Annotated in this window: 23 protein-coding genes; 8 read left to right on the plus strand and 15 right to left on the minus strand. The window is 38.1% G+C overall.

What is annotated here, in order from left to right; genetic code table 11:
• Positions 1–48: 48 nt before the first annotated feature.
• On the plus strand, positions 49–558 hold the full coding sequence (locus tag B5473_RS15470; RefSeq protein ID WP_079526738.1) for an Ltp family lipoprotein: 510 nt from the start codon (positions 49–51) through the stop codon (positions 556–558).
• Positions 559–1,149: 591 nt separating this feature from the next.
• Entirely contained in the window at positions 1,150–2,412 is a 1,263-nt protein-coding gene (gene ltrA / locus B5473_RS15480) for a group II intron reverse transcriptase/maturase (RefSeq protein WP_079523941.1), read from the plus strand.
• 74 nt (positions 2,413–2,486) lie between these two features.
• On the opposite strand, the gene B5473_RS15485 is transcribed toward ltrA, so the two are convergent.
• The 3 genes from B5473_RS15485 to B5473_RS15495 form a co-directional block, all read right to left on the minus strand.
• Positions 2,487–3,131 (minus strand): alpha/beta hydrolase, encoded by a 645-nt coding sequence (locus tag B5473_RS15485; protein WP_079526740.1) that lies wholly within the window; start codon positions 3,129–3,131, stop codon positions 2,487–2,489.
• Positions 3,132–3,152: 21 nt separating this feature from the next.
• Complete coding sequence (locus B5473_RS15490) at positions 3,153–3,953, minus strand: protein phosphatase 2C domain-containing protein (RefSeq protein ID WP_079526742.1); 801 nt, start codon at positions 3,951–3,953, stop codon at positions 3,153–3,155.
• Between the two features lie 147 nt (positions 3,954–4,100).
• Positions 4,101–4,475 (minus strand): rRNA methyltransferase, encoded by a 375-nt coding sequence (locus tag B5473_RS15495; RefSeq protein ID WP_079526744.1) that lies wholly within the window; start codon positions 4,473–4,475, stop codon positions 4,101–4,103.
• Between the two features lie 499 nt (positions 4,476–4,974).
• Here B5473_RS15495 and B5473_RS15500 point away from each other — a divergent pair, with 499 nt between their 5' ends.
• On the plus strand, positions 4,975–6,348 hold the full coding sequence (locus B5473_RS15500) for a nucleoside-diphosphate sugar epimerase (protein ID WP_079526746.1): 1,374 nt from the start codon (positions 4,975–4,977) through the stop codon (positions 6,346–6,348).
• Positions 6,349–6,449: 101 nt separating this feature from the next.
• On the opposite strand, the gene B5473_RS20720 is transcribed toward B5473_RS15500, so the two are convergent.
• Both B5473_RS20720 and B5473_RS15505 read right to left on the minus strand, forming a co-directional pair.
• Entirely contained in the window at positions 6,450–6,617 is a 168-nt protein-coding gene (locus tag B5473_RS20720) for a hypothetical protein (RefSeq protein WP_176142090.1), read from the minus strand.
• Complete coding sequence (locus B5473_RS15505) at positions 6,610–6,771, minus strand: transcriptional regulator (protein ID WP_079526748.1); 162 nt, start codon at positions 6,769–6,771, stop codon at positions 6,610–6,612. The genes B5473_RS20720 and B5473_RS15505 overlap by 8 nt, the downstream gene beginning before the upstream one ends.
• A 200-nt stretch (positions 6,772–6,971) precedes the next feature.
• Between B5473_RS15505 and B5473_RS15510 the strand changes: the two genes are divergently transcribed.
• Positions 6,972–8,231, plus strand: a complete 1,260-nt coding sequence (locus tag B5473_RS15510; protein WP_079526750.1) for a mechanosensitive ion channel family protein — start codon at positions 6,972–6,974, stop codon at positions 8,229–8,231.
• Positions 8,232–8,349: 118 nt separating this feature from the next.
• On the opposite strand, the gene B5473_RS15515 is transcribed toward B5473_RS15510, so the two are convergent.
• Entirely contained in the window at positions 8,350–9,291 is a 942-nt protein-coding gene (locus tag B5473_RS15515; RefSeq protein ID WP_079526752.1) for a tyrosine recombinase XerC, read from the minus strand.
• Between the two features lie 277 nt (positions 9,292–9,568).
• On the opposite strand from B5473_RS15515, the gene B5473_RS15520 reads away from it, so the two are divergent.
• Positions 9,569–10,990 (plus strand): sugar phosphate isomerase, encoded by a 1,422-nt coding sequence (locus tag B5473_RS15520; RefSeq protein WP_079526754.1) that lies wholly within the window; start codon positions 9,569–9,571, stop codon positions 10,988–10,990.
• A gap of 53 nt (positions 10,991–11,043) precedes the next feature.
• Here B5473_RS15520 and B5473_RS15525 read toward each other — a convergent pair whose 3' ends face one another.
• Entirely contained in the window at positions 11,044–11,448 is a 405-nt protein-coding gene (locus B5473_RS15525) for a hypothetical protein (RefSeq protein WP_079526756.1), read from the minus strand.
• Positions 11,449–11,486: 38 nt separating this feature from the next.
• On the minus strand, positions 11,487–12,356 hold the full coding sequence (locus B5473_RS15530; RefSeq protein ID WP_079526758.1) for a tyrosine-type recombinase/integrase: 870 nt from the start codon (positions 12,354–12,356) through the stop codon (positions 11,487–11,489).
• A gap of 172 nt (positions 12,357–12,528) precedes the next feature.
• On the opposite strand from B5473_RS15530, the gene B5473_RS15535 reads away from it, so the two are divergent.
• On the plus strand, positions 12,529–13,332 hold the full coding sequence (locus tag B5473_RS15535; protein WP_079526760.1) for an enoyl-CoA hydratase/isomerase family protein: 804 nt from the start codon (positions 12,529–12,531) through the stop codon (positions 13,330–13,332).
• 209 nt (positions 13,333–13,541) lie between these two features.
• Here the strand turns inward: B5473_RS15535 and B5473_RS15540 are convergent, their stop codons facing one another.
• A complete protein-coding gene (locus B5473_RS15540; RefSeq protein ID WP_079526762.1) occupies positions 13,542–14,906 on the minus strand; it encodes an FAD-binding oxidoreductase in 1,365 nt (454 codons plus the stop codon).
• Between the two features lie 166 nt (positions 14,907–15,072).
• Complete coding sequence (locus B5473_RS15545) at positions 15,073–15,873, minus strand: hypothetical protein (protein ID WP_079526765.1); 801 nt, start codon at positions 15,871–15,873, stop codon at positions 15,073–15,075.
• 182 nt (positions 15,874–16,055) lie between these two features.
• On the opposite strand from B5473_RS15545, the gene B5473_RS15550 reads away from it, so the two are divergent.
• Positions 16,056–17,219 carry an aminotransferase class I/II-fold pyridoxal phosphate-dependent enzyme gene (locus B5473_RS15550; protein WP_079526767.1) on the plus strand — a complete coding sequence of 388 codons (1,164 nt, stop codon included), beginning with the start codon at positions 16,056–16,058 and terminating at the stop codon, positions 17,217–17,219.
• A gap of 45 nt (positions 17,220–17,264) precedes the next feature.
• Here B5473_RS15550 and B5473_RS15555 read toward each other — a convergent pair whose 3' ends face one another.
• The 4 genes from B5473_RS15555 to B5473_RS15570 all read right to left on the minus strand — a co-directional run bounded on the left by B5473_RS15555 (position 17,265) and on the right by B5473_RS15570 (position 21,388).
• Positions 17,265–17,657 (minus strand): cysteine synthase, encoded by a 393-nt coding sequence (locus tag B5473_RS15555; RefSeq protein ID WP_079526769.1) that lies wholly within the window; start codon positions 17,655–17,657, stop codon positions 17,265–17,267.
• A 91-nt stretch (positions 17,658–17,748) separates the two neighbouring features.
• Positions 17,749–18,957, minus strand: a complete 1,209-nt coding sequence (locus B5473_RS15560) for an ISL3 family transposase (protein ID WP_079523641.1) — start codon at positions 18,955–18,957, stop codon at positions 17,749–17,751.
• A 187-nt stretch (positions 18,958–19,144) separates the two neighbouring features.
• On the minus strand, positions 19,145–20,356 hold the full coding sequence (locus B5473_RS15565) for an AI-2E family transporter (RefSeq protein ID WP_254865347.1): 1,212 nt from the start codon (positions 20,354–20,356) through the stop codon (positions 19,145–19,147).
• A gap of 93 nt (positions 20,357–20,449) precedes the next feature.
• Complete coding sequence (locus B5473_RS15570; RefSeq protein WP_079526773.1) at positions 20,450–21,388, minus strand: LCP family protein; 939 nt, start codon at positions 21,386–21,388, stop codon at positions 20,450–20,452.
• Between the two features lie 285 nt (positions 21,389–21,673).
• On the opposite strand from B5473_RS15570, the gene msrA reads away from it, so the two are divergent.
• Positions 21,674–22,195: a peptide-methionine (S)-S-oxide reductase MsrA gene (gene msrA, locus B5473_RS15575; RefSeq protein WP_079526775.1), complete on the plus strand. Its 522-nt coding sequence runs from the start codon at positions 21,674–21,676 to the stop codon at positions 22,193–22,195.
• Positions 22,196–22,265: 70 nt separating this feature from the next.
• On the opposite strand, the gene B5473_RS15580 is transcribed toward msrA, so the two are convergent.
• The gene (locus tag B5473_RS15580; RefSeq protein ID WP_079526777.1) at positions 22,266–23,513 is read right to left on the minus strand and encodes a helix-turn-helix domain-containing protein; all 1,248 of its coding nucleotides are present in this window, start codon (positions 23,511–23,513) and stop codon (positions 22,266–22,268) included.
• Positions 23,514–23,516: the final 3 nt, after the last annotated feature.

A 23,516-nucleotide genomic window follows, 5' to 3' on the forward strand; every position in this document is an offset into this window, starting at 1 on the left:
CGATAACTTGTAATATATAGATAGAATCAAAAAGGAGGATTTACCGCGTTGAAAAAAGTATTTAAACTTGGTTGTGGCGGGTTTTTAGCCCTTATTATATTAATAGTAATCATTGCAGTGTTCAGTGATGGAGAAACATCTGAAGTGGATTCAGATACAAAAGTTGAAGCGACAACTGAACCGAAAGAACAAGCTGCAGATACAAAAGAAGCTGTAAAAGAAGAGCCAAAAGAGGAAGCAAAAGAAGATAATGTACCGCGTGAATATAAATCTGCGTTGAAAAAAGCAGAAATGTATGCGGAAACAATGCAAATGTCTAAAGCCGGTATTTATGATCAGTTAATTTCGGAGTATGGAGAAGGTTTCCCTAAAGAAGCCGCGCAATATGCAATCGATAACCTGGAGTTTGACTGGAAAGCAAATGCATTAGATAAAGCAAAATCATACGCTGAAACAATGGCGATGTCTGACTCTGCCATTTACGATCAATTGATTTCCGAATACGGAGAAAAATTTACAGCTGAAGAAGCTCAGTACGCAATTGATAACTTAGAATAAATTGAAAGCCTTCCATCGTATTGGTGGAAGGCTTTTTTCAGTGTGCCCGGCATGCGCATGAACTATAGGGTGCAAGTCCCGAGCCCCGAAGACAGAAGTAGAGGTTAGCCAAGAGCAAGGGTGTCCGTGGTGACGCGGAATCTGAAGGAAGCTGGCGGCAAAACACCGGTCCGAGGAACACGAATCTCATATAAGGCTAGGTATGGCTGAGCGAGTTTGCTGAACAAAACAAAGCTCCTTCTGTCGAAGGTCATATCGAGTAAATGAGGCGGATAGACGGTGTGAAAGTGCATGCGCTTACCCGGGGAGGTCTGACAGAAATGCGAAGTACCCTTCATAACCTACTTGGTGACAAGTAGCTGAACTGTCAGAAGTCAGCAGAGGTCATAGTACAAGTAAGTCTAGAATTACTTGGAAGGACCGAACGATTAAGAGAGAATAGCCCTTGGCTTTCCAACTGGATGTATGAACACAGAAAACAGAGGAAACCTCACGCTTAGAAAGTAGTGGTGAATCCCACGAGGGTATTTGCGGAGGGTGTAGTCCAGTTGGGCAAAAGAAGAACAGCTATTCACGGAAAGGAACGAAATGGTGATGTTGAATCAAATTTTGGAACGGCAAAACATGATACAAGCATTAAAGCGAGTTGAAGCGAATAAAGGGAGCCATGGAGTAGATATGATGCCCGTACAAACCTTACGACAGCACATCCTCGAAAATTGGGATACCATTAAATCGAAGATTTTGGATGGAACCTATGAACCGCAACCAGTACGTCGAGTCGAAATCCCGAAACCAGACGGTGGCGTGCGTTTATTAGGGATTCCAACCGTAACAGACCGTTTGATTCAACAAGCCATCTCGCAGATTTTATCAAAGGAATATGACCAAACATTCTCGGATCATAGCTATGGGTTTCGCCCAAATCGAAGCGCTCATGACGCTATCCGAAAAGCGAAAAGCTATCTAAAAGAGGGACACCGATGGGTCGTTGATATGGACTTAGAGAAATTCTTTGACAAGGTCAACCATGACCGTTTAATGGCAACATTAGCGAAACGAATTTCAGATAAACCATTATTAAAACTTATTCGCAAATATCTCCAAGCCGGTGTCATGATAAATGGAGTAGTTTCAAGTACAGAAGAAGGAACACCACAAGGTGGCCCTTTAAGTCCATTACTTTCAAACATTGTGTTAGATGAATTAGATAAAGAATTAGAGAAACGTGGACTTAAATTTGTTCGATACGCAGATGATTGCAATATTTATGTGAGAACAGAACGTGCAGGATTACGAGTAATGAAGAACGTACAACGATTTATCGAAGGAAAACTTCGTTTAAAAGTTAATGAAAAGAAATCAGCCGTAGACCGCCCATGGAAACGCAAATTCTTAGGGTTTAGTTTCACATTTCATAAAGAACCTAAGGTTCGCATTGCGAAATCAAGTCTCGTCCGAATGAAGAAGAAAATACGAGAAATTACCTCACGTAAGATGCCATATTCCATGGAATACCGAATCGAAAAGTTAAACCAATATTTAATAGGATGGTGTGGATATTTTGCTTTAGCGGATACACACTCTATCTTTAAAACATTAGATAGTTGGATAAAACGAAGACTACGTATGTGTCTGTGGAAGAATTGGAAGAAACCTCGAACAAGAGTCAGAAATCTCATTCGCCTAAAAGTACCTTATGGGAAAGCATATGAATGGGGAAATACCCGAAAAGGGTACTGGCGCATTTCAAATAGCCCCATATTACACAGAACCCTCGGCAATTCCTATTGGGAGAGCCAAGGGCTGAAAAGTCTGCAAGTTCGTTATGAAACTTTACGTTATTCATCTTAGTTGAACCGCCGTATACGGAACCGTACGTACGGTGGTGTGAGAGGTCGGGAGTTAATCACTCCCTCCTACTCGATTTAAAATGCATCGATTTCCTTGATAACCGTTTTTAATAGATCAATTGACCGGACAGGATCGCTCTTATACTGCAGACTGTGATCCGCTCCTTCGAGTAATTTCGTCACCAGCTTTGGATTATTGTCGAATTGACGATATCTTTCCGCATTGTAATGCGTGTCATCATTTCCAATAAAACAAAGACTTTCGTTACGGCTGTGTACCATCGATTCAAAAACGTCATCCCGATTAAGAAGCGGCGTTAACCATACAGCTTTTGCATGATAAAAGATCTCCCTATCTAACAGTGAAGCCATAGCAATCGTTCCTAGAGATTTTCCAACAAGATAATAGCCATCATATGATTTCTCTCCTAAAACTTTATCAATGATTGTACCAACGTCAAATTTAATTGCTTCAACGAGCTCATCCATAGAGAAATGATCGTAAAACTTATCGTTATACGTATAATTCACCTGCAGCACATCCACCGATTTATGTAAAAATACACCCGTCGAATAATGAAGAAGTGGTGCTTGCGCGGTATAGCCGGCTCCAGGAAGCAAAATCGCCAATTTTGGTGCATGCTCATCGGTACTTAAAACAGTATAATGAATATCCTTTTCTTTATAACCTGTAATAGAATCTGTTTTTACTTTAAACATATATAAAACCCCTTTAAATGATTATTTATTACTCGGTTCAGTTGCATGTTGATTAATATCAACAGTCCATGAAACAATCGTTGTACTGTCCCGTACGCCCTTTGCTTCAATCTCCTTTAATAGCTGCCATACAGAATCGTGTGGAGACTGGGAATGGTCAAATACCTCCATAATTTCCTTCGGGTTATCAAATGTAGTATGGGGACATTCCGTTAATCCGTCCGTTGTCATAAAAAGCTGATTCATCCCTTTTCGCAATTCTCTGCGACCCGTACTGTAACACGGTACATCCAATTCAAATGTATTAACATTCCCGATCCATTCGTAGAAATTTCTTTGATTTAACTGATATTCCTGCATGTCAGCCAGTTCAGGATGAAATAAATGAAGAATACAGTCCCCAACTGAAAACCACCAAATATATTTATACTTCCTTAACACGATCAGACATGCCGTTTCCCCATGTATTTCACGGCAACGGGCTAAAAAGAGCGGATCTTGAAAAATATATAGGATATGATGATCTAATTCCAGAAAAGCTTCAGAAAGTGGCTTGTTAAAAATTGAAGTCAGGTTATCTTCTTCTTTCGTAATAGTCTCTGCAACAAGTTCTGCACTTTCTGCACTGTTATGAGCGTCCAAAATCATGACAAATTCCCAGTTCTGTTCTTCATTCACCCAGACAATGCAACCATCCTCGTTTTTATATTGTCCTGCTGATGAATTGCCGCCAAACCGTCCAATCGTAAGGTTTTTGTATTGCTGAAGATGCGGTAAATCAACAAAATGCGTTTCGCTCCCTACCCAACTGAATTTGAACATTTCTACTAACCTCCTTATTCTTTTTATAGATTTCCATAGTATAGCACCAATTAAACGAAAATTGTAAAATATGGTATAAAGAAAAGCTTAGCCCATTTCGGAGCTAAGCTTTTAATTTTAAATGACTATTTCATTCATACCTACTTATTAAACTTCTACACGGTAACGCCAATTTGCGTGTTTAACATCCTCATAATTGATATACGCAACACTTGCTTCAATGACGTCGTTTAAGTTCAGGCTATGATCCTTTGCAAATTCCTTCAGGCTATCCAGTAATTCTTTATCGCATGTCGTCCGGAATTCGATGCGATCTTTAGGCCGGTTTTTTTTATCGTAAACAATTGAACCGGAGTCGATTAAATTACTATAACCGTTTTCCAATAAATAACCGATATGTGTGTCATATTTTTCGGCAAGCTGCTTTAAACTGTTAATAATTGCCGCGCTCATTCGCGTTTTGTACCGGATTCTTGATTCATCCGTTGTTTGAATCAGTTTCCCATTATGTATCTTCCACATTGTCATTCTCCTATCAGCAATTCATTACGTATATTATAGCCATTATTGCACAAAAGAAAACACTCCTTATGGCATAAGGAGTGAAAGGAGTAAAGTTGCGGTCGGTATTGCCTATTAAGTTGTAATGTTTCGTACGTTAGTTTAACATCTTATAAAACGCTTGAGCTGAAATTTTCAATGGTATATCTCAATTCGTGTATGCATTTCGCTCGCCTAACTTTAGTTGGCATCTTTCGAAAATCTTCGTTAAAGCATTTTGTTCATTAATTGCCTACAATATACTGTGAATGTTGCTTGATAAACGCATACAACGAAGCTAATAGAAATCATCATATAAACAATCTAAACTAGTGGTTAACTTACATATACTCTTCAGTGACCGCAACTTTACTTACAAGTAATATACCACGTCAAAACATCCTTAAACCTATTTTGCGAACTTTTTTTTCGGAATTTCTATGATTCAAGTATATAATAGTAGGAACGGAGGTGTCTTAGCATGCTAAAAATTAAAAAGATCGAGTTTATTAAAGTTCTGTATGATGACGCATTGGCGCAAAATATCTTTTCAATCGCGAATATTACGTTTTCAAATAGAAGTCCGATACAAGGAGCCCTCCTCTACTGGCAGCAAAATGAATCAAAGGAACCTTATACAAAAGAAGGCGACTACAAGTTCTATTATGACTTGGCAAAAGCGCAATATTTTGCAGCAGTAAAGTTTCCAAAAGACTGTGACTTAACACGGGATGAACGCCAGGAACTTGCCTATATCTTACTGGAGGAGCGCGGAGCAATCGGGACGTACAGTTTTGTTTCGACGAAGCCAAAAGCAACTTTCCATTTAAATAAGGCTTTTCAGGAAATCCCGTTCCCTGCACAGTTTTCAGTAGATGATTTTAATGATCTGTCCATTGTGAAACAGCTGGAATCGAATGATGAAACTGTTTACGAGCAGCTTCCATATGACCGAGTATTTTTAGAAGCTTATAGAAACTGGTGCCATCAGGCTGTCCAGTTGCATCCTTCACGCTTAACAGCTTATTTTCATTACTTGCCGTTTACGTATGTGAGTTATGCGAATCCGCTACTATCAGAGCAGTTTTTAATCGATTATTTGCCTGAAGTGGATCTGGAAGCACTTCAGTACAACAAACCGGTACTTGAGCGGTTGTCGATGTCCTTTAAACGTTATCTAGTAACAACTTTAATGGCGAGCAAAAAGCGTCTGAATCCGGACTTTGTCGACCAGCTGGATGATTTTATTGAAGGCAACGTCTTTTATAATTCATTTGAGCTTATTTATTTACCGGAAGCCGATGAAATCCCGGATATGGATTTGCAGCTTTTCGAATATGACCGCGGTTCGTATAAATGGGCTGGCAGTGAGCATTTAGTGAAAGGTATTCCGTCACTAGTCAGTCAGAAGTATAACCGTTATGGGGACCGACGATTAACGAATGCTGAAATGGATAAAAAATTTAAGGCATATAGTGACGAACAAAAGCAGTTATTCACTGCCATTGCGGAGCTTCATTGGCTGAATAAATATAAAAATGAGCTGGATTGGTCTTACATTTGCCAATATAATGTGCATTTGACGGAACAGTTTTTAACAGCACATATCAATTATGTCGATTTCAATGCGCTAGGTCTGAATACAGATATCGCAGTGAATGAGGATTTTTTATCAACCTATTTACACCGGTTTAACCATCAAAAAGCGGTTCCGTTAATTATTTCTCATTTAACAGAACAGTTTTATTTAACACATAAAGATGAAATTAAAGTCGACCTCGATTTGCTGTATAAATATATGGACAATATTGATGAGGAAGAGTTTTTACGAATTGAAAGTTATTTGCTTGATTAATAAACGGCTGCTTTGTAACTCGGTTACGAAGCAGCTTTTTTAATTTTTATAACAAAAAAATCAACCTACAAAGGATTCGTAGGTTGATTTAATACAGTAGATTAAGTTGTAATTTCATAGACACCTCGATGCAGCATGGCGTAGTTTGCACATATGTGGGATATTTCCATCATCAGATCAGGCTGGATATAGTGAATGTTCACAAGTTCGATTGAATGAATCGGCATTACATCCTTATAATAAACAGTTTCGGTTTGAGGACTAATCATTTTGTCTCATCTCCTGTTCCATTGCATAGCCGTTGTACGCAAGTAATTGCTGATGAGAAAGCTGATTTACGTAATATCGGAAATTCACCGGCTGTAATCCAAACTGCTCGCACTTCTCTACATACATTTGATATCCTTTTTCAAAATAACTCATTGTTTTTCTCCCCTTTGTTATATAACAGTTTTTATTTGTAAATTAAATATATAACAGTTTATGAACAGTGTCAATGAATTATCTGAATTTTTATTTGACTTTTTTAAATTTTTCGACAATGATTTTTATCAGGAATCCGCAGTAGACAATCATTTCATCTTATCGACTTCTTTGTTACCATAGGAGTCGGGAGGAATTAGATGAACCTTATTTACAAAAAACTTATTGAACTTGGATTAAGTCCATTATTTGCTGAATACCTTTCAGTAGCGCTTATGATTATATTTATTGTAATCATTTGTTTAATCGCAAACTTCATCACGAAAAAGATCGTCATCCGTTTTATTACACATATTGTGAATAACAATAAGTATCAGTGGGATAACATTCTGTTGGAAAAGAAGGTGTTCCATAAGTTATCGCATATCGTGCCGGCGATCATTATTTATTATTTTGCTGAAGCCTTTACGTATCAAGCCCTTATCGAAAAAGGAGCCATTACGTATATCATAATCGTTGTATTAAGCTTGTTAGGCAGTTTATTAAATGCTGTGCATGATATTTATCAAACATTTGAAATTTCGAAAGTACAACCGATCAAAGGCTATATTCAAGTCGTGAAAATCATTGTCTATGTTCTCGGGATTATCTTGGTCATAGCAAATTTAATCGGTGAAAATCCGTTGATTATCCTAAGTGGACTAGGTGCCCTGTCAGCTGTACTACTGCTTGTTTTTAAAGATTCATTATTAGGTCTCGTCGCAGGAATCCAGTTAACATCAAATGATATGGTGCGGGTAGGTGATTGGATTGAAATGCCGAAATACGGCGCGGACGGTGATGTCATTGATCTTTCATTAAACACAGTAAAAGTCCAAAACTTTGATAAAACCATTACAACGATCCCTAGTTATGCATTGATTTCGGATTCCTTTAAGAACTGGAGAGGTATGCAAGTAACTGGTGGCAGAAGGATCAAACGCTCGATTTTTATTGATACGACAAGTATCGCGTTTTGCTCGGAGGAAAAGATCAAGGAGTTGCGAAACATCCATTATCTTACGGATTATATTGATACGAGACAACAGGAAATTACAGATTACAATATTAAACATCGTATCGATACTAGCAATCAGGTGAATGGTAGAGCACTGACAAATGTCGGGTTATTCCGGATGTATATTAGCAACTATTTAAAAAACCACCCAGGAATCCATAAAAACATGACTACGATGGTGAGACAATTAGCGCCGAGTGAACTTGGATTACCAATTGAAATCTACGCCTTTTCAAACGATATCAACTGGGCTGTGTATGAGTCGATTCAAGCGGACATATTCGATCATCTCTTTGCAGTCGCTTCCGAATTTGATCTGAGACTATTCCAAAATCCAACCGGCAATGATTTTAAAGCAATGAGTCCAATACAATTGAATAAACATGAAAACGAATTAGATTAATTGATTAAAAAACACCCATTTTCTCTTGGATAGAAAATGGGTGTTTTTTATTGCGTGCCGATCGCCTTACCTATTTAAGTTCTTTCTCCATGTTTATTTAGTTTACATAATATTATTATTATAAACTATTGAATGGATTGTTTTTAAGTACTTCCTGAATTTGTTTGTCTTCGATATGTGTATAGATTTGCGTTGTTGCAACACTGGAGTGGCCAAGAATATGCTGCAATGTTCGAATGTCCGCTCCGGATTTATACATCATTGTCGCGGAAGTATGTCGAAGTTTATGCGGTGTCAGCTTTTCTTTCGGTGACTGGCTGTTGGCATTGATCACTTTCACGATCCGTGCAATCGACTGTCTCGCAAAACGTGTTCCCTTTTGAGAGATGAACAGCGGTTCTTTTCCTTCCCCTTTATAGGCATGCCGCTCCTGTAGGTACTTTTCAAGTGCGTTCATACACGCATCATTTAAATACACATGTCGTTCTTTGTTCCCTTTCCCGATCACCGTCAGCATCCGGCCATTGATGGAATCAATATTGAGAGAACATAACTCGGAAACACGAATGCCGAGATTCAGGAAAAAGACCATCATGCATTCATCGCGTGCACTGTACGACTGTGTTTGAACAGCCCCGATAAAATTCTTTGCCTCATTATAGTTTAAATAAACCGGCTGACGTCGGCCGATTTTTGGTGTCTCCAAATGTTCTGCAGGGTTTTCATCAATTAGACGGCGCTTTCCTTTTAGGTATTTGAAAAATGATTTTAATGTTGCTACTTTACGAGCACGGGCTGCTGAAGAGTTGCCGCGCTGTACTTCGCAATATTCCATAAACAAATATAAGTCTTCAAGAGACACTTCTTTAATTTGATCGATTGTAACTTCAGAAATATCGAGAGTATGTAAACGGTCCAACGGAATATCTTCTTCGATCGCTTTTAGAAAGCGCATGAACAAAATTAGATCATATTCATATTCTTTTCGGGTTCTTTGGGACTTTCCCGTAATTGTTGTTAAGTAAATCAAAAAATCACGTAAAAATTTCGGCAGCTTCATTTTCGTCCAATCCCCCTCTATTTAGCTCTTATTATAGCATAAAAAATGTTCCCAAATTTATATTTGGGAACATTATTGCTAATTTAAGTGATTTAAGCGGTTTTTCGACAACGAAAAGAAACATACGTTCTCGTTTCGTGATTTCGCTCTCAGACGAAGTGAAATGTCGAATCGTGGATGATGACCCGTGTCGAATCGTCTGAGAGCGATTTTTGTCGAAGCCCTTTTTGGTTAAATTTATCGAATTTTGGGAATAGATGTTCCAGGAGGTGAAAGGATGAATTCGCTAAAAACCCACTATGTTTTTTATTATCCTTTCAATTATCGACAGTACGATTTTGAAAAGTTACAGCATGTATTAAAGCGCAACAAATTTTATCATTTTACGATCGATGAAGAGGAATTTAACGAAACACTTTACGGAACCGATATTAAAGTTTCCCCCCAATTGTTAACGCAATTCTTTTATCCTTTCATGGAAGAGAAATTATTGAATGACGAAATTTCCGTACGAAACTTCAACCGCTACTCGAAAAAAATCCATTGCGAAGGAAAAATGAAGACGGCATTCGATGAAATTCCATTTACGTTATTAAGCGCGGATATTAATCTGTGTCCATTTGGTATTGGGATTTTAGCATTGAGAATTCAATTGGCAGATGATGTGGATATGAATGCCGCGTTATCATTCGGTCATTTCTTTAGAGTGTTGCGGCCAAAAATTGAAGAAGAGCTTGGTACGGAAATATATTACGACAATTTTGTCTTTAACAATACAGATGAATTATTATTAAAAAAAATCGCCCCGTTTTTGGAAAATTATTTTGTTGATTATTCATCCATACACAAAAACATAAGCAAAATACCATTTTTCGAAGATGAGCGTATGTATGTCAGTGCTTTTTTCCATATGGGAGAAGACGAAGAAATTGATGAATATTTACTGTATCGAGCAGGACAATTAAATGGTCGGGATAGCAAAGGGGGTCCTTATATTTCGAGTACAAATGAGGAGTATATCAAACGCTTTGTTGAGGAACATTGCTACGAAAGATGGGCACCAAAATTTCATATTATTACAACATTGCAAGGCCATATTCACCTATCATCCGTAGATGACAAAAGCATGTATAAGAATTTAAACAGCTTTCACTCAGTCTCTTACTACACACTGCTTATTCACTATTTTTATAAGCTGATGTTGTTAAAGCTCGTATTCGAACATAGTGAATTGAAATTTTCAAAAGATAAGGATATTGTAAAGGAGTTAATTGAACAGATTACGAAGTTTGCATCGAGGTATTATTTTACAGAGGTATCGGCACGTACAGAGGGGAAGGAAATCTCGCATTATTTCAGGAAAGTATTCCGTATTGACGGACTTTACCGCGAGACGAAAGAAACGCTTGAAGAACTATACCGTATCCAGGAAGACCGTTCAACAGACCGGTTAAATAAACTGATTTTTATTTTAACGATATTCAGTATGATTTCCGGTATATACGGAATGAACCTGGTCATTGAAATGCTGGCAGAGCCATTTAAAATTTCCGAAATTTTTAGTTTCACTTTCTTTGAATGGATCGCACTTATACTGATGGTTATCGGCTTATTGACGCTGGCACTGCTTATTTTAAACCAAGTTTATAAATATTCAATTAGCTATTACGGGAAAATAAACAGGCGACGACAACGATAAAAGGGATATGGGGTTAGTCGATTGACTGTTCCCGTATCCCTTTTTTATATTAACTAGACAAATAATGTAATCAGTTCCCCGTTACGCTCGACTTTCCAGTTTGAAGAAAGCATTCCGCGAATTTGCTGTTCAGTGATTGGATCGACTTGTAACGATTGCAGACCGTTCCCTTCAGGCAACAATTCGTACTGGTTATCGGATATTTGAAAACGCATGCGCAGCAAGTTTTTCAAACCATTGATCGTTACAAATTTCACCTTATAGTGCCCTGCAAAAGCCTGTTCCATCTCTTCAGCATTTTCATTCAATAAGATTTTTAAACTCTCTGGATCTATATCATAAGTATCTGTTAATAAATGAAGTTCATCATTTTCAATAAAGTGTTTTACTTGTTCGAATGTATAAGGATAAGTTTTCAGTAATTCTATCGTATATGCTTCCATCATTGAAATTGCCATCATGTTCCCTCTCAATCTTTCATCAATCATAGTATATACTAGCCGTTTTTCGGGAATCGTTGTTCTCGTTCAAGCAGGACGCCTTTTCTCGCATAGCCGAACTGCTCGTACAAAACTTTCGGATCCTCTTTTTTTGTTAATAGTTTTTGAATTGCGTGGTAGCGCATATTGGTAGCGGTCACTTTAAAATGGAGCTGTTCGGACATCGCTTTAAAAATCCGTTCAATCGTTTTGACGGTGACCGGCTCCCCCATTTTATTACCGACACCTAGCCAAACATACGGTGAATGCTCCGTTAGCGGCATGAATTCAATTGTATGGCGTTTATAGTCTTCTAGCAGTTCGAGTAGTTTTTTTGAACACTGTAAAACTCGGTAACTTTTAGAAGCCAGTACAATAATTTCACGCTTTTCGGCATGGATATGCTTCCATTCCATCCGCACAAGCTCTGCTGGTTTAATACCAAGCTCCGCAACGGTAAACACAATGACAGTATTGCGTAATGCAAGCCATTCATGTTCCTCATTCAAGGCAATTTCATATTGTTTCGGCCAATAGGCTAATGCCCGATTAAATTGCTTTTCCTTTAGCACATTCAGTTCCGTTTCCTGCTTTGTTAACGGAGCAATGATTTCTTCGTTATATACGGAAATCACACCGCGCAGCTGTAAGAAAGTAAGGAAATGGCGAATGGATGCGAATTTGCGGTTGACCGAATTGAACGAAGGATACTTTTCCTGAATCGTTTTTGAATAAAGTTGTAATGCTTCATTAATCTGATCCTCATGCTGAATGATTTCCGCGAATTGCTTTGCGTCCAATGTATATTGTTTCGACGTATGAAAGGATTTATTTAATGACTTCAAGTAAGCTGTAAACGCTTTAACATACGGTTGGATTTCTTCCACATTTTTCGCCCCTTTCTTTATATTGTAACATGCGAAGTGGTAAGAATTACATGGATTTCATACATGAAATTGCTGAATATTCGATATATTTACTTGAACCGCCCGGAATGCATGTTATTGTATATTTTTTCGTCTATAATGACTATGTATACATAGTTAAGGGGGACCATAAATGCAAGTACGTACGACAAGACTTGAAGCGGAAGAAGCGAAAATCATATATCAGGAAACTGCGGGGCTCGCCATTATTACGATTCATCGTCCGCAGCTTAAAAATGCATTAACGGCGAATATGTGGGATCAGCTTGCAAAAATCGCATTGCGCACATTGGAAAATCCTAAAAACAAAGTACTGTTATTACGCGGTTCCGCCGAGAACTTTACAGCAGGTTCGGATATTAAAGAATTTAATTCGATTTCGCTGGAAAAAGCGGAAGAAGCTTTCGTGCATATGGAGAGAACGATTTCGACAATCGAAAACTTGCCGATTCCGGTAATCGGTGTCATTAACGGACCGGCAATGGGCGCTGGACTGGAGCTTGCCCTTGCATGTGATATTCGTATCGGCTCGGACAAAGCGAAAATGGGGATCCCGGTCGGTAAGCTTGGCATTACATTGAATAATAAATTCGCCAAGCGTTTAGTCGATTTGGTCGGACCTTCCGCAACGAAGGATTTTGTATTCACAGGACGCATGTATAAAGCAGAAGAAGCGTTTAAAGCCGGAATGCTCAATTATTTAGTTGCCGAAAAAGATCTGAACCGTTTTGCAATCCGTATGGGTAAGCTTGTTGCCGGTATGTCACCGGACTCTTTATTAGCAGTAAAACGTTCGGTTAAGGAATGTGTGGATTCAGCCCCTGCTTTATGGGAAGGATCAACACCGTTTGTTTCCGAAACAGACTTTTCTGAAGGTGTTCGTGCATTTGTTGAAAAACGTCAGCCTGTTTTCACAAGACAGCTTCCAAAACAATAAAAAAACTGCCTCCTTTGCGCGGGGCAGTTTTTTTCATGCAAATTAAAATTACAGGATTCGATCTTATTCGTGCAGAACATACAAAGTCGTTTGAACTGTTTTTCACAGGACGCTTGTCAAATGCTGTTGAATTCCTTGTAATCAGTTGTTTTATATTTAAGTTCTATAAATAAAGCGATTTTCGACAAACGGCTATATTTCAACAGAACCTAATCAAGAAAAATTTTGCCTGGATTCATAATGTTGTTCGGATCAAATATACGTTTTATCTCTTTCATCCACAAATAAGCAAGTCCGTGTTCTTGTTGCTGATACTTTTTCTTACCATAACCAACACCATGTTCTCCCGTACAAGTACCTCCAAGTGACAGGGCGTATTCAACGACATGTTCATTCAGTTCTTTTGCTCTCGCAATCTCTTCTTTACTGTCCATATCTACCATCAGCAATATATGATAATTGCCGTCTCCTACATGTCCGACAATACCCGCATCAATCTGCATGCTTTCAATTTTTTCACGGGAGTTTTGAATAGCGTCCGGCAATGAATTGATTGGTACAACAACATCTGTAGACATCAGCTTTTTCCCTGGTGCGGAATGAATATATGTATAAGCCATATTATGACGAAGCTCCCATAAATGATTGCGCGCACGTTCATCCTGTTCAAAAGCCAGCTCGATACAGCCATTGTCGTTCAATAATTCTGTCGCAAAAACAACGTCTGACTGCAAACCTGCTTCATTCCCATGAAATTCTAAAAATAGCGTTGGAGTCTCAGGGAAATTTGTTCCGGAAGCAAAGTTTACTTTTTCAATACTTTGTTTATCGACAAGTTCCATACGGGCCATTGGTATTCCGGCTTGTTTCAATGAAACAACAGCATCGACTGCTTGCTGGATCGTCTCAAATGTCGCACGGCCCGCAACAATTCTTTCCGGAATCCCGAAAACCCGCAATGTCAATTCAGTAATGACCCCAAGTGTCCCCTCGGAACCGACCATCAAACCATTCAAGTGATAGCCTGAAGAAGATTTCGCGGCCAATCCCCCAGTATGGATTACATCCCCATTTGCTAAAACGACTTCTAAATCACGGACTTGGTCACGCATAATGCCGTAGCGTACAGAAGTAGTTCCACTCGCATTCGTTGCAGCCATACCGCCTAATGTCGCATCGGCACCCGGATCAACAGAAAAGAACAAACCGTATTTTTTTAATTCTTTATTCAGCTGGCTGCGCGTTACACCTGGTTGGACTTTTACAAGAAAATCCTCCGGTCGTACTTCTAATACGGCATTCATCAGCGATAAATCCAAAGAGATTCCGCCTTCATATGGAATCACATGACCTTCTAGGCTTGTACCAAGACCAAAAGGCACTACTGGAATTCGCTGTTCATTTGCAAGTGCTACAATTTCGCTTACTTCCTGTGCAGTTTTCGGGTAGACAACAACATCCGGTAAATGTGGTTCATGATAAGACTCATCTTTCCCGTGTTGTGTACGTAACACTTCATTTGTTGTCACTTGCTCCTGTGATAAAATTTGCTGTAACTGTTCAATGTAATTCACTTCATTTCCCCCTTACTATAATCGTGAACCTTTAAATGATTTGGTCCAACCAGTACTTAATAATTAGAATATACTTAATCATCTAAAAATAGAAACTACTTAATTATTATACAATATTTCCTATATAAAGAGCTGACATATACTTGTCAGCTCCTGTTGTTACCATTCACTTAATTCCTTTTATTTGCACATGGATCGTTTCGGGTTCAATACCGAAATGCAAGGAAAATTCCTCTGAAATTTCCTTCTGAAGTTCATATAGATAATCCGGCACAACATAGGAAACAGGTGACTTTAAATAAAGCCCTATTGTCATTTGCGGTACGCCATCTGTTTGGATATTGGCTATTTCGAATTTTGCCAGTTTATCCTGTTTTTCAAGTACATGGTCCAACACATCGTTAAATACATTCCGAGAAATATACACACTATTTTGGTGGAAATCCGGCTGTACGATCGTCGTTTCTCCGAGTTTAACTTGTGAAGAAGAGAAAATTTCCTTTCCGCGCTGAACAAGGCGTTTGAAAAAGTTCTGTTCTACTTGGCGGTATGGAACAGGCATAACATGTTTGCCCTGAATTTCCCGCACGTACTTGGCAATGCGAATTTCCTTTTCCGTTCGGATATTATGAACATAGTGAAACTCATCTATTTCCCCAAACTGTAACCGAGCTGCAATTCTTTTCGTCATTTTGTCGGATGTGCCGATCAGTAAAATGGATTTCACCTCATGGGAGCTAATCGCCTCCAGTATTTCCGCTTTATGTATGTCATCATCCAAAATAGCGCGGCGCACTGCTTTTAATGTGTTTTTTTCAAATTTGGCGGATGTCCCCGCGACTTTTTCACCGTTTACGATCAATATACCGTCGTCAATGATGGCCTCAATTTCATTGTCATGCGCAAATTGTAAAGCACTCGTACTCTTCCCTGTACCGCTTGGCCCGCTTAATGAATAGATTTTCATCCTACACCTCGTAATCATTTATTTTCCTAGGAATAATATTTTCCAGTACTTATATTGCTATTCCACTACGGTTTCGTGCTTTATGTAGTGAATTAATTCTCTTTTCTGATTTCATCCCCATTATACGTGATGTGTATGATAAAATGGTGCTTACAATTGAAAGTTTTAAGGAGTGTTAAAGATTGAATATCCAACCGTCTAAAAAAATGTCCTTATTTGTGCCGGCTATATTTGGGGACTTAAAAAAACATGCTAAATTGCAAGAGCAAAAAGGAACGGAACTCATTGATTTAAGCCTTGGGAGCCCTGATATTGCTCCGGCAGAGACTTTACGCCAAAAAATGTCTGAGCTTACGGCACTCTCGTCTTCTTACGGCTATACTTTAACGGGTATTCAAACATTCAATGAAGCGGTATGTCGCTATTATAAACGAGTAAACAATGTTGAGTTAGATCCGGAAACTGAAGTTGTCCAAACAATTGGCTCACAGGAAGGTTTAGTCCATCTCCCAGTAGCGTTCTGCGATCCTGGAGATGTCGTACTTACGACAAACCCGGCATATGTCGCATATGATGCAGGGATACATTTGGCAGGTGCAACACCTTACTATATGCCACTAACAAAGGAAAATCAGTATTTGCCGGATTTAACAGCCATTCCGGAAGAGATTCGCCAAAAAGCAAAATTACTAATTTTAAACTTGCCGGGTAACCCGGTACCAGCCATGCCATCAATCGCGTATTTTGAAGAAGTTGTGGCATTCGCGAAAAAGTATAATATTATCGTTCTGCATGATGCGGCCTATTCCGAATTTTACTTTAAAGGAGATGCGCCAATCAGCTTCCTTGCGACACCAGGTGCGAAGGAAGTCGGTCTGGAAATTAACTCTTTATCGAAAAGCTTCAGTCTTGCTGGTACTCGTATTGCCTACATAGTTGGAAATGCACAATTAGTCGGGATTATGAAACAGCTGAAGTCGAACTTGGATTTTGGTATTTTCGAACCGATTCAGCAAGTAGCTGCTTTAGCGTTGGATAATGCCGAGCAAGTTACGAGTGTACTGAGAGAAACCTTCTCTGTCCGTCATAAAACACTTATGGAAGGCTTAACATCAATCGGCTGGGAAGTTGCGCCGAGTGATGGCGGGATGTTTGTTTGGGCAAAATATCCTTATGATATAAAATGTATCGACTTTGCCTATAAAGCAATCGAACAAACTGGTGTCGTTATGGTGCCGGGTACGGTGTTTGGCACAGCCGGTGAAGGCTATATGCGTCTCGCATTAGTGCAGCCGGTTGAAAAGCTCCAGGAAGCCGTTAAACGACTATCCACAATAAAACTATAAATAAAAAGGCGTTGCTGTATGTAAGTATCAGCAACGCCTTTTCTTTTATTCAATGGCGCTATATGAAATAACACCTTGCTCTTCGATAGCGACTCCATCTAAAAATACAACGGTCGTTTGCAAAATGAGCTGCTCATCTTTTCCGCATACCCAGCGCTCATCTGGAATAATCTCAAATGGAATAATTTCGCCATCTTTTGATCGGATCCCACCCACTAGCTGAAACGAGTGTTTCCCGACGATTGTTAATTCGCCATCCAATTCTTCACAAAGAACTAATAATGAAATGTAATCGATTTTATCCTCTTCGTCTTCAGTAAGGTTTGTCACATAAACGGACCCGTTTAATATGTCCCCTTCTACAAGCTCTGTCTTTTCAATGACAGTCTCAACCTTTACGCCATTCTCTTCTAGTGATGTTAGCCATTTGCTTAACATGTATACTCCTCCATTTAAATATGTAATTGGTAAAAGATTTTAAAAAGGGGTTCTAAATCAAATGTTGGGGTGAAATTATTCTAAACAGATTTCATCCCACATGACCACCCAAATTTTTATACTTCAAATTTAATAAAATCTTTGCCTTAAAGTGATCGAAACGTCTGAATCCATATGCATTCCGTTTCATCACTTTTGTTTTATTATTAATGCCTTCTAAGAAGCCATTTGAATAACCAAATGTAAAGCTATTTAAGATTTCTGTCTGCCAATTTTTAAATGTCTGAATCGCACGTTTAAATGCAGGAATCCCTGATTCTTCAACTTGTTTGTAGAACTGAAATAGTCCCTCTTTAATCTTTGATACATCGGTTTCTTTTTTTGCCTGATCAAACCATTCACAGTAGCTTTGTTTTAGATGATACGCTGCTTTTAAAATAGGAGACATCTCTGTATAGCGGGTTAAATAAAATTGATCCGTTTCTTTCAGCTTTTCTGGACGTTTATAGAGCACATGCCGCATTCTTTTACACTTTTTCCGGTCGTATTCGTGCCAGTCCTTTTGAACTTCTCGACGAACCGAATCTAGTGCCCAATAAATATAACGACAGTAATGAAAGCGATCTGCCACAATGACCGGTCTACCTAAAGACTGGCGGACCGCTGATTTAAAGGAAGGGCTCATATCCATCACCACGATTTCCACTTCACTTCCGTAACGCTTCAAATAATCTTTAATCGTTTCTTTTCGGCGGTTTGGCAAAATATCGATCGGTTCTTTGGTTTCGGCATTCGCTATAATTAATTGATATTTTCCTGCGTCGGTATCGCCTTTATATTCATCAATCGCAATCGCTTTCGGCAATTGAACACCTTGGACCATTTCTTTATGCACCATTTTCTTAAAGCGACGAATTACGGTTGTGCTAGAGGTACCCGTAACCTCCGCTGCTTCTTTAAATGTCTTCGCTTTAATTGCGCGAATGCTTAACGCTTGATTCGCTTCTTTTGTAAAACGCTGATACCGCTCAATAAAGGATGCTTTTTCAGCGAAGCGCTTTCCACAACCGCATGCATAACGACGGCGCTTATAAAAGATTACGGTCATTCGCTCAAACCATTTTAAGTGCTTAATTTTTTGAATCCGGTAATCATGTACTTTCGTAGTCCATTGTTGGCAGGCTGGGCATTGATGTGCCTGACGGGGAAGTTCAATCGAAATTGCCATACCCATCTCTAACTCTTCAATTTTTGTAATTTCTACATCTTTTAATCCTGGGATATTCATGTTAAAATTCATACAGCACAAATCACCTTTCTATTGCTTGTTTCTCGACAATTCAAGTATATAAAAAAGTGTGATTTTGTGCTTTTTTTAGTTGTGAAATTGTTTGAATACCCCAACAAATATTATAGAACCTAAAAAGGGAGCATGTTAAAAGTTTACGCTTTTAACATACCCCATCTTTACAATTTCCTGTTTAATCTTATTTCAATTCTTCATACAGGTTCGTCTCGTCTGACTGGAAACGATTGTAGCGTTCTTTAAAGAGTCGATACGTATGTGAAATGAGAACTTTTATTAAAGCATAACCAGGAATACCTAGCACGACACCTGGAACTCCAAATAAAGAACCAGCTGTTAATAATACAAAAATAATCGTAATAGGATGGATACTTAATGATTTACCCATAATTTGAGGGGAAATAAACTTCCCTTCGATTAATTGTACAATTGTCCATACAATAGCTAACTTTACTAACAGCCATGGTGAATTCACAATCGCGATAATTGCGGCAGGTGTCGCTGCAATGGCTGGTCCCAAATATGGAACAACACTTGTGATCATTGCGAGGAAGCCAAGTAATAAAGCATATGGCATTCCGATAATTAAAAAGCCGATTGTCATCATGACACCAATACAAAACGATACTAAAATCTGGCCTTGTATGTAGGAGCTAATTTGCTTGTCCATATCGTGCAATACATCTCCAATTCGCTCACGCATACGTGGCGGGAATAGGAGTAAGATGAAGCGCGGCATTTTGTCGCCTTCATATAATAAATAAAATGTGATAAACGGCACAATGACCAGCGATAAAATGATGCCTGTAACTGTTGATAGGAAGCCTGTTATACCAGTAGCTACACCAGTGGCTAAACTACCTAAAGTTACTTTCACCGTTGTAATAAAACTATCTGTAAAGTCCGTTAAAATCTGATTGTAGTCAAAGTTAATTTTTTCAAAATACTCGCTGAAATGAGAGTTATTTAAAAATGCTAATAAATCATTTGCAAGGGCCATTAAAACTACTGGGAATTCTTGTACTAAGTTAGTAAACTGATCACGTAAAAACGGAAAAACAAGTAACACAAGTAAAGTGATCAAAGCAATTACTATAATATACAAAATTAGAATCGCCAATGCGCGCGGCACTTTCCATCTCACTAATAGCTTCAATGGCGGGCGTAATAAGTAAAACAAGATGACCCCTAGTACACCAGGTAATATGATGACTTCAAATAATACATGTAACGGCTCGAATATAAAGGAAATTTTATCGTACACGAATACCGTACAGCCAACTAATAAGATGATCACTAATAAGAATAATAAATTTTTACCACCTAAAAATCGAATAAATTTAGAAGAGAAAAATTTAGACGTTTCCTGGGGTAATGAATTCATTTTATTCATTTCATTTTTTCTCTCCAAAAGACCACCTCAATATTTCAACAATATTTAATTTATACTTTATTTTAGCATGAATAACCAATGGACATATAACGCTTACTCGTTTAAATTTAAAAAATCATGTAAAATTTGCGAATTTTTTGCCACATCGATTTCCAGTACTTCCCCAGCATGTCGGTAGTTGTTAATTTTGTAAGTACCTTCTGCTGGAATCGTCATTTTTTCAACATTGATTTCCCCGCCAGACACGGCTTTTAATGCAGTTGTCAGCTGGTCTTTGCTTGTTAAATCTGTCGTAATGTAACCCTGAGTAGCACCGATGAATTTAGGAATATTCGCTACGTTTTTCGGTGAAAATAGCTGATCCTTTAAAGCTTCAATTACTTTTTGCTGACGTGCTACACGTCCAAAATCACCTTCAGCATCACCACGGAAACGGGCATAACCGAGCAGTTCTTTACCGTTCAGGTTTTGAAGGCCTTTTTTAAGTTCCACATAGATTAATCCGCCCATATCTTTTTCAACATCCATCTCAATACCGTTTGGAGCTAATATATCAATTAGTGTTTCAAAGCTTTTAAAATCAATCATGGCATAATGGTGAATTGGTATATCGAACATATTATTTAACGTTTCCTGAAGTAACGGAACCCCACCTAAATAATAGGCCGTATTTAGTTTATATGATTGATATCCAGGGATGTCCGCATAAATATCGCGCATAAATGATACGAGCTTCATATCATTCGTTTTTCTGTTCCAGGAAAGCAGCATCATCGTATCGGAACGCGATTTTTCTTCACCTCGAGTATCAACACCTAAGACTAAGTAATTTTCTATAGTCGGATGATTATCATCTGGTTCAAAACCCTCTACTTCAATTTTTTTATCGCTAGCCAAATCCTTCCCCTTATTATATTGTACATAGCTATATCCAATTACACTTAAAAGTAAAAGAAATACAACCACGAATATTACCCGGCCTTTACGCATTTTTTTCTTCCGATAGCGTGTTTGACGCGTCTGTTCTTCCATTCCTACAACTTCCTTTCTATTTCTGTGAAGTTTAGACGATTTACATTAAATTTAGTTGCAAATTACTTATAGTATACCATTTTATGCACTTTTTCTTCCTAACTAATCAAATGTCAGCATATCTTTTTTCTTTATTTTTATTACGCGACAGAATATTATATGCTATTAAAAGATTAATAAATTGAATGTCATTCTTATCCATGTTAGAATACAGCATATTTAACTGCTTTATTCAGGTAAAGTACTCGTTGAATATGTTTACTGGTTTATGAGGAGTGATTCAAAATGGAAAAGGCAACATTTGCAGGTGGTTGTTTTTGGTGTATGGTCAAACCATTTGATCAATGGGATGGCATCGAAAAAGTAACGAGCGGTTATATGGGTGGACATGTGGAAAACCCTACATATGAAGATGTAAAGCGTGGAGACTCTGGACATGTGGAAGTTGTCGAGATTGAATTTAACCCGGAGATTTTCAGCTATGAAAAACTATTGGATATATACTGGATGCAAATTGATCCGACAGATGCTGGCGGACAGTTCCACGATCGTGGAGAATCATACAAAACAGTGATTTTTACGCATAGCGATGAACAGTATGCGGCTGCATTGCAGTCGAAGAAAAATTTGGCGGAAAGCGGACGTTTTAAAAAGCCGATCGTAACTGAAATTAAACAGGCAGAAACTTTTTGGCCAGCAGAAGACTACCATCAAGATTATTACAAAAAAGAAGAAACACATTATAAAGAAGACCGTGCCAAATCCGGGCGCGATGAGTTTCTTGATGCTCACTGGAAAGAAAGCTAATCTTTCAATATAATAAAAAACGTACCATTCGATATTTCGAGCGGTACGTTTTTTTATAGTGTTGTTAAAGTTAAATGAAAATTTCATTGAAAGCTTTGTAAATAAATTTTTTGTAAATCGTCTCAGGAAAGTCTTCAACGCCATTTTTCGCGAAAATGATATCACGTTTTGCGGCAACTTCATCTTTTTCATAGTAAGAAGCTAATGCCCGTACAGCAAAGAACTGATAATATTTAGCTAAATCAATGGGATGGTGTAAGTAGTCAGGAATGGTTAAAGCAGTACCGATTTGGAGTGCTTTAGAATAGTTTTGCAATTTAAATTCCGCATACATTTCTTCACCGATGAAGATAGGATTTTTAAATAAAAATAAGTAATCCTGCAGTTTTGATTTATAAAGTTCAATTTCCGGAACGATTTGTGCGTATTTCTTTTCAACAATGTTCATATAATGCAGCTTGCTGTATAAATAGCGTACCGATATCGATGGATCGTCAGCAAACTCTGATAAAAGCATTAATTTTTCTATGTACTCTTTACTCTTGTTAATATCCTCTTTCGCAATCGATTGAATAAACAACAAATGATAAAAGCGGTCCATACGATAAAATATTTGCTTCTTTTTTGCCATGTTTAAGGCCTTTTGTAAATAGTGTTCAGACATTTTCGTATCATCAGCTGCTGAATAGGAAATCGTTAAATTATAGTACAAATCAAGGATTACCATCGGATCCATCATCAGCTCATATGGTTCGATACGTTTTTCTCCTTGCTTTAAAATAGCTAATGTTTCATTGTAGTTACGCTGGTCGATCGCAGCCTGGCATAAATAAAAATAACAACGAAGCATTCGACTATATGCATGGATTTCTTCGTACTGATCGATAAACTTCCAATATTCGTCGAGTGATTTGGCCTTGTTAATTGTACGATTCATTAAAAAATAAACTTCTCTTAAACGAATTTGTTCATAGTTCGTGCCTTGAATTTCCGATAAATAAGGTTCAATTTTTTCGATTATTTTAATCGTAAGTGATTGGAGCTCTTTAGGGTCGCGTATAAGTTTTCTACGCTCTACATCTTCTTCGATTGTAGTATACAAGTTTCTAAGCATTGTGAGTGTCCCGTCATCCAGCAGATAATCGACATCGACATTTAATCTTTTGGCAATAAAACGGAGACTCTCCATTGAAGGCTGTGCTTTACCGTTCTCAATTAAACTTAGCATACCTTTCGTTAAACGTTCACCTACTAACTCGGTTTGAGTTAATTTTTTCTGTTTCCTCAGCTTTTTGATGCGTTCTCCTAGTATATTCAATAT

It is taken from the genome of Solibacillus isronensis (genome assembly GCF_900168685.1).
GTDB classification, from domain to species: Bacteria; Bacillota; Bacilli; order Bacillales_A; family Planococcaceae; genus Solibacillus; species Solibacillus isronensis_A.

Bases quoted from the DNA above. Each gene is read 5' to 3' on its own strand.
- B5473_RS15485 (WP_079526740.1), bottom strand. From the start codon at position 3,131: ATGTTTAAAGTAAAAACAGATTCTATTACAGGTTATAAAGAAAAGGAT.
- B5473_RS15490 (WP_079526742.1), bottom strand. From the start codon at position 3,953: ATGTTCAAATTCAGTTGGGTAGGGAGCGAAACGCATTTTGTTGATTTA.
- B5473_RS15495 (WP_079526744.1), bottom strand. From the start codon at position 4,475: ATGTGGAAGATACATAATGGGAAACTGATTCAAACAACGGATGAATCA.
- B5473_RS15500 (WP_079526746.1), top strand. From the start codon at position 4,975: ATGCTAAAAATTAAAAAGATCGAGTTTATTAAAGTTCTGTATGATGAC.
- B5473_RS20720 (WP_176142090.1), bottom strand. From the start codon at position 6,617: ATGATTAGTCCTCAAACCGAAACTGTTTATTATAAGGATGTAATGCCG.
- B5473_RS15505 (WP_079526748.1), bottom strand. From the start codon at position 6,771: ATGAGTTATTTTGAAAAAGGATATCAAATGTATGTAGAGAAGTGCGAG.
- B5473_RS15510 (WP_079526750.1), top strand. From the start codon at position 6,972: ATGAACCTTATTTACAAAAAACTTATTGAACTTGGATTAAGTCCATTA.
- B5473_RS15515 (WP_079526752.1), bottom strand. From the start codon at position 9,291: ATGAAGCTGCCGAAATTTTTACGTGATTTTTTGATTTACTTAACAACA.
- B5473_RS15520 (WP_079526754.1), top strand. From the start codon at position 9,569: ATGAATTCGCTAAAAACCCACTATGTTTTTTATTATCCTTTCAATTAT.
- B5473_RS15525 (WP_079526756.1), bottom strand. From the start codon at position 11,448: ATGGCAATTTCAATGATGGAAGCATATACGATAGAATTACTGAAAACT.
- B5473_RS15535 (WP_079526760.1), top strand. From the start codon at position 12,529: ATGCAAGTACGTACGACAAGACTTGAAGCGGAAGAAGCGAAAATCATA.
- B5473_RS15545 (WP_079526765.1), bottom strand. From the start codon at position 15,873: ATGAAAATCTATTCATTAAGCGGGCCAAGCGGTACAGGGAAGAGTACG.
- B5473_RS15555 (WP_079526769.1), bottom strand. From the start codon at position 17,657: ATGTTAAGCAAATGGCTAACATCACTAGAAGAGAATGGCGTAAAGGTT.
- B5473_RS15560 (WP_079523641.1), bottom strand. From the start codon at position 18,957: ATGAATTTTAACATGAATATCCCAGGATTAAAAGATGTAGAAATTACA.
- B5473_RS15565 (WP_254865347.1), bottom strand. From the start codon at position 20,356: ATGAATAAAATGAATTCATTACCCCAGGAAACGTCTAAATTTTTCTCT.
- B5473_RS15570 (WP_079526773.1), bottom strand. From the start codon at position 21,388: ATGGAAGAACAGACGCGTCAAACACGCTATCGGAAGAAAAAAATGCGT.
- msrA (WP_079526775.1), top strand. From the start codon at position 21,674: ATGGAAAAGGCAACATTTGCAGGTGGTTGTTTTTGGTGTATGGTCAAA.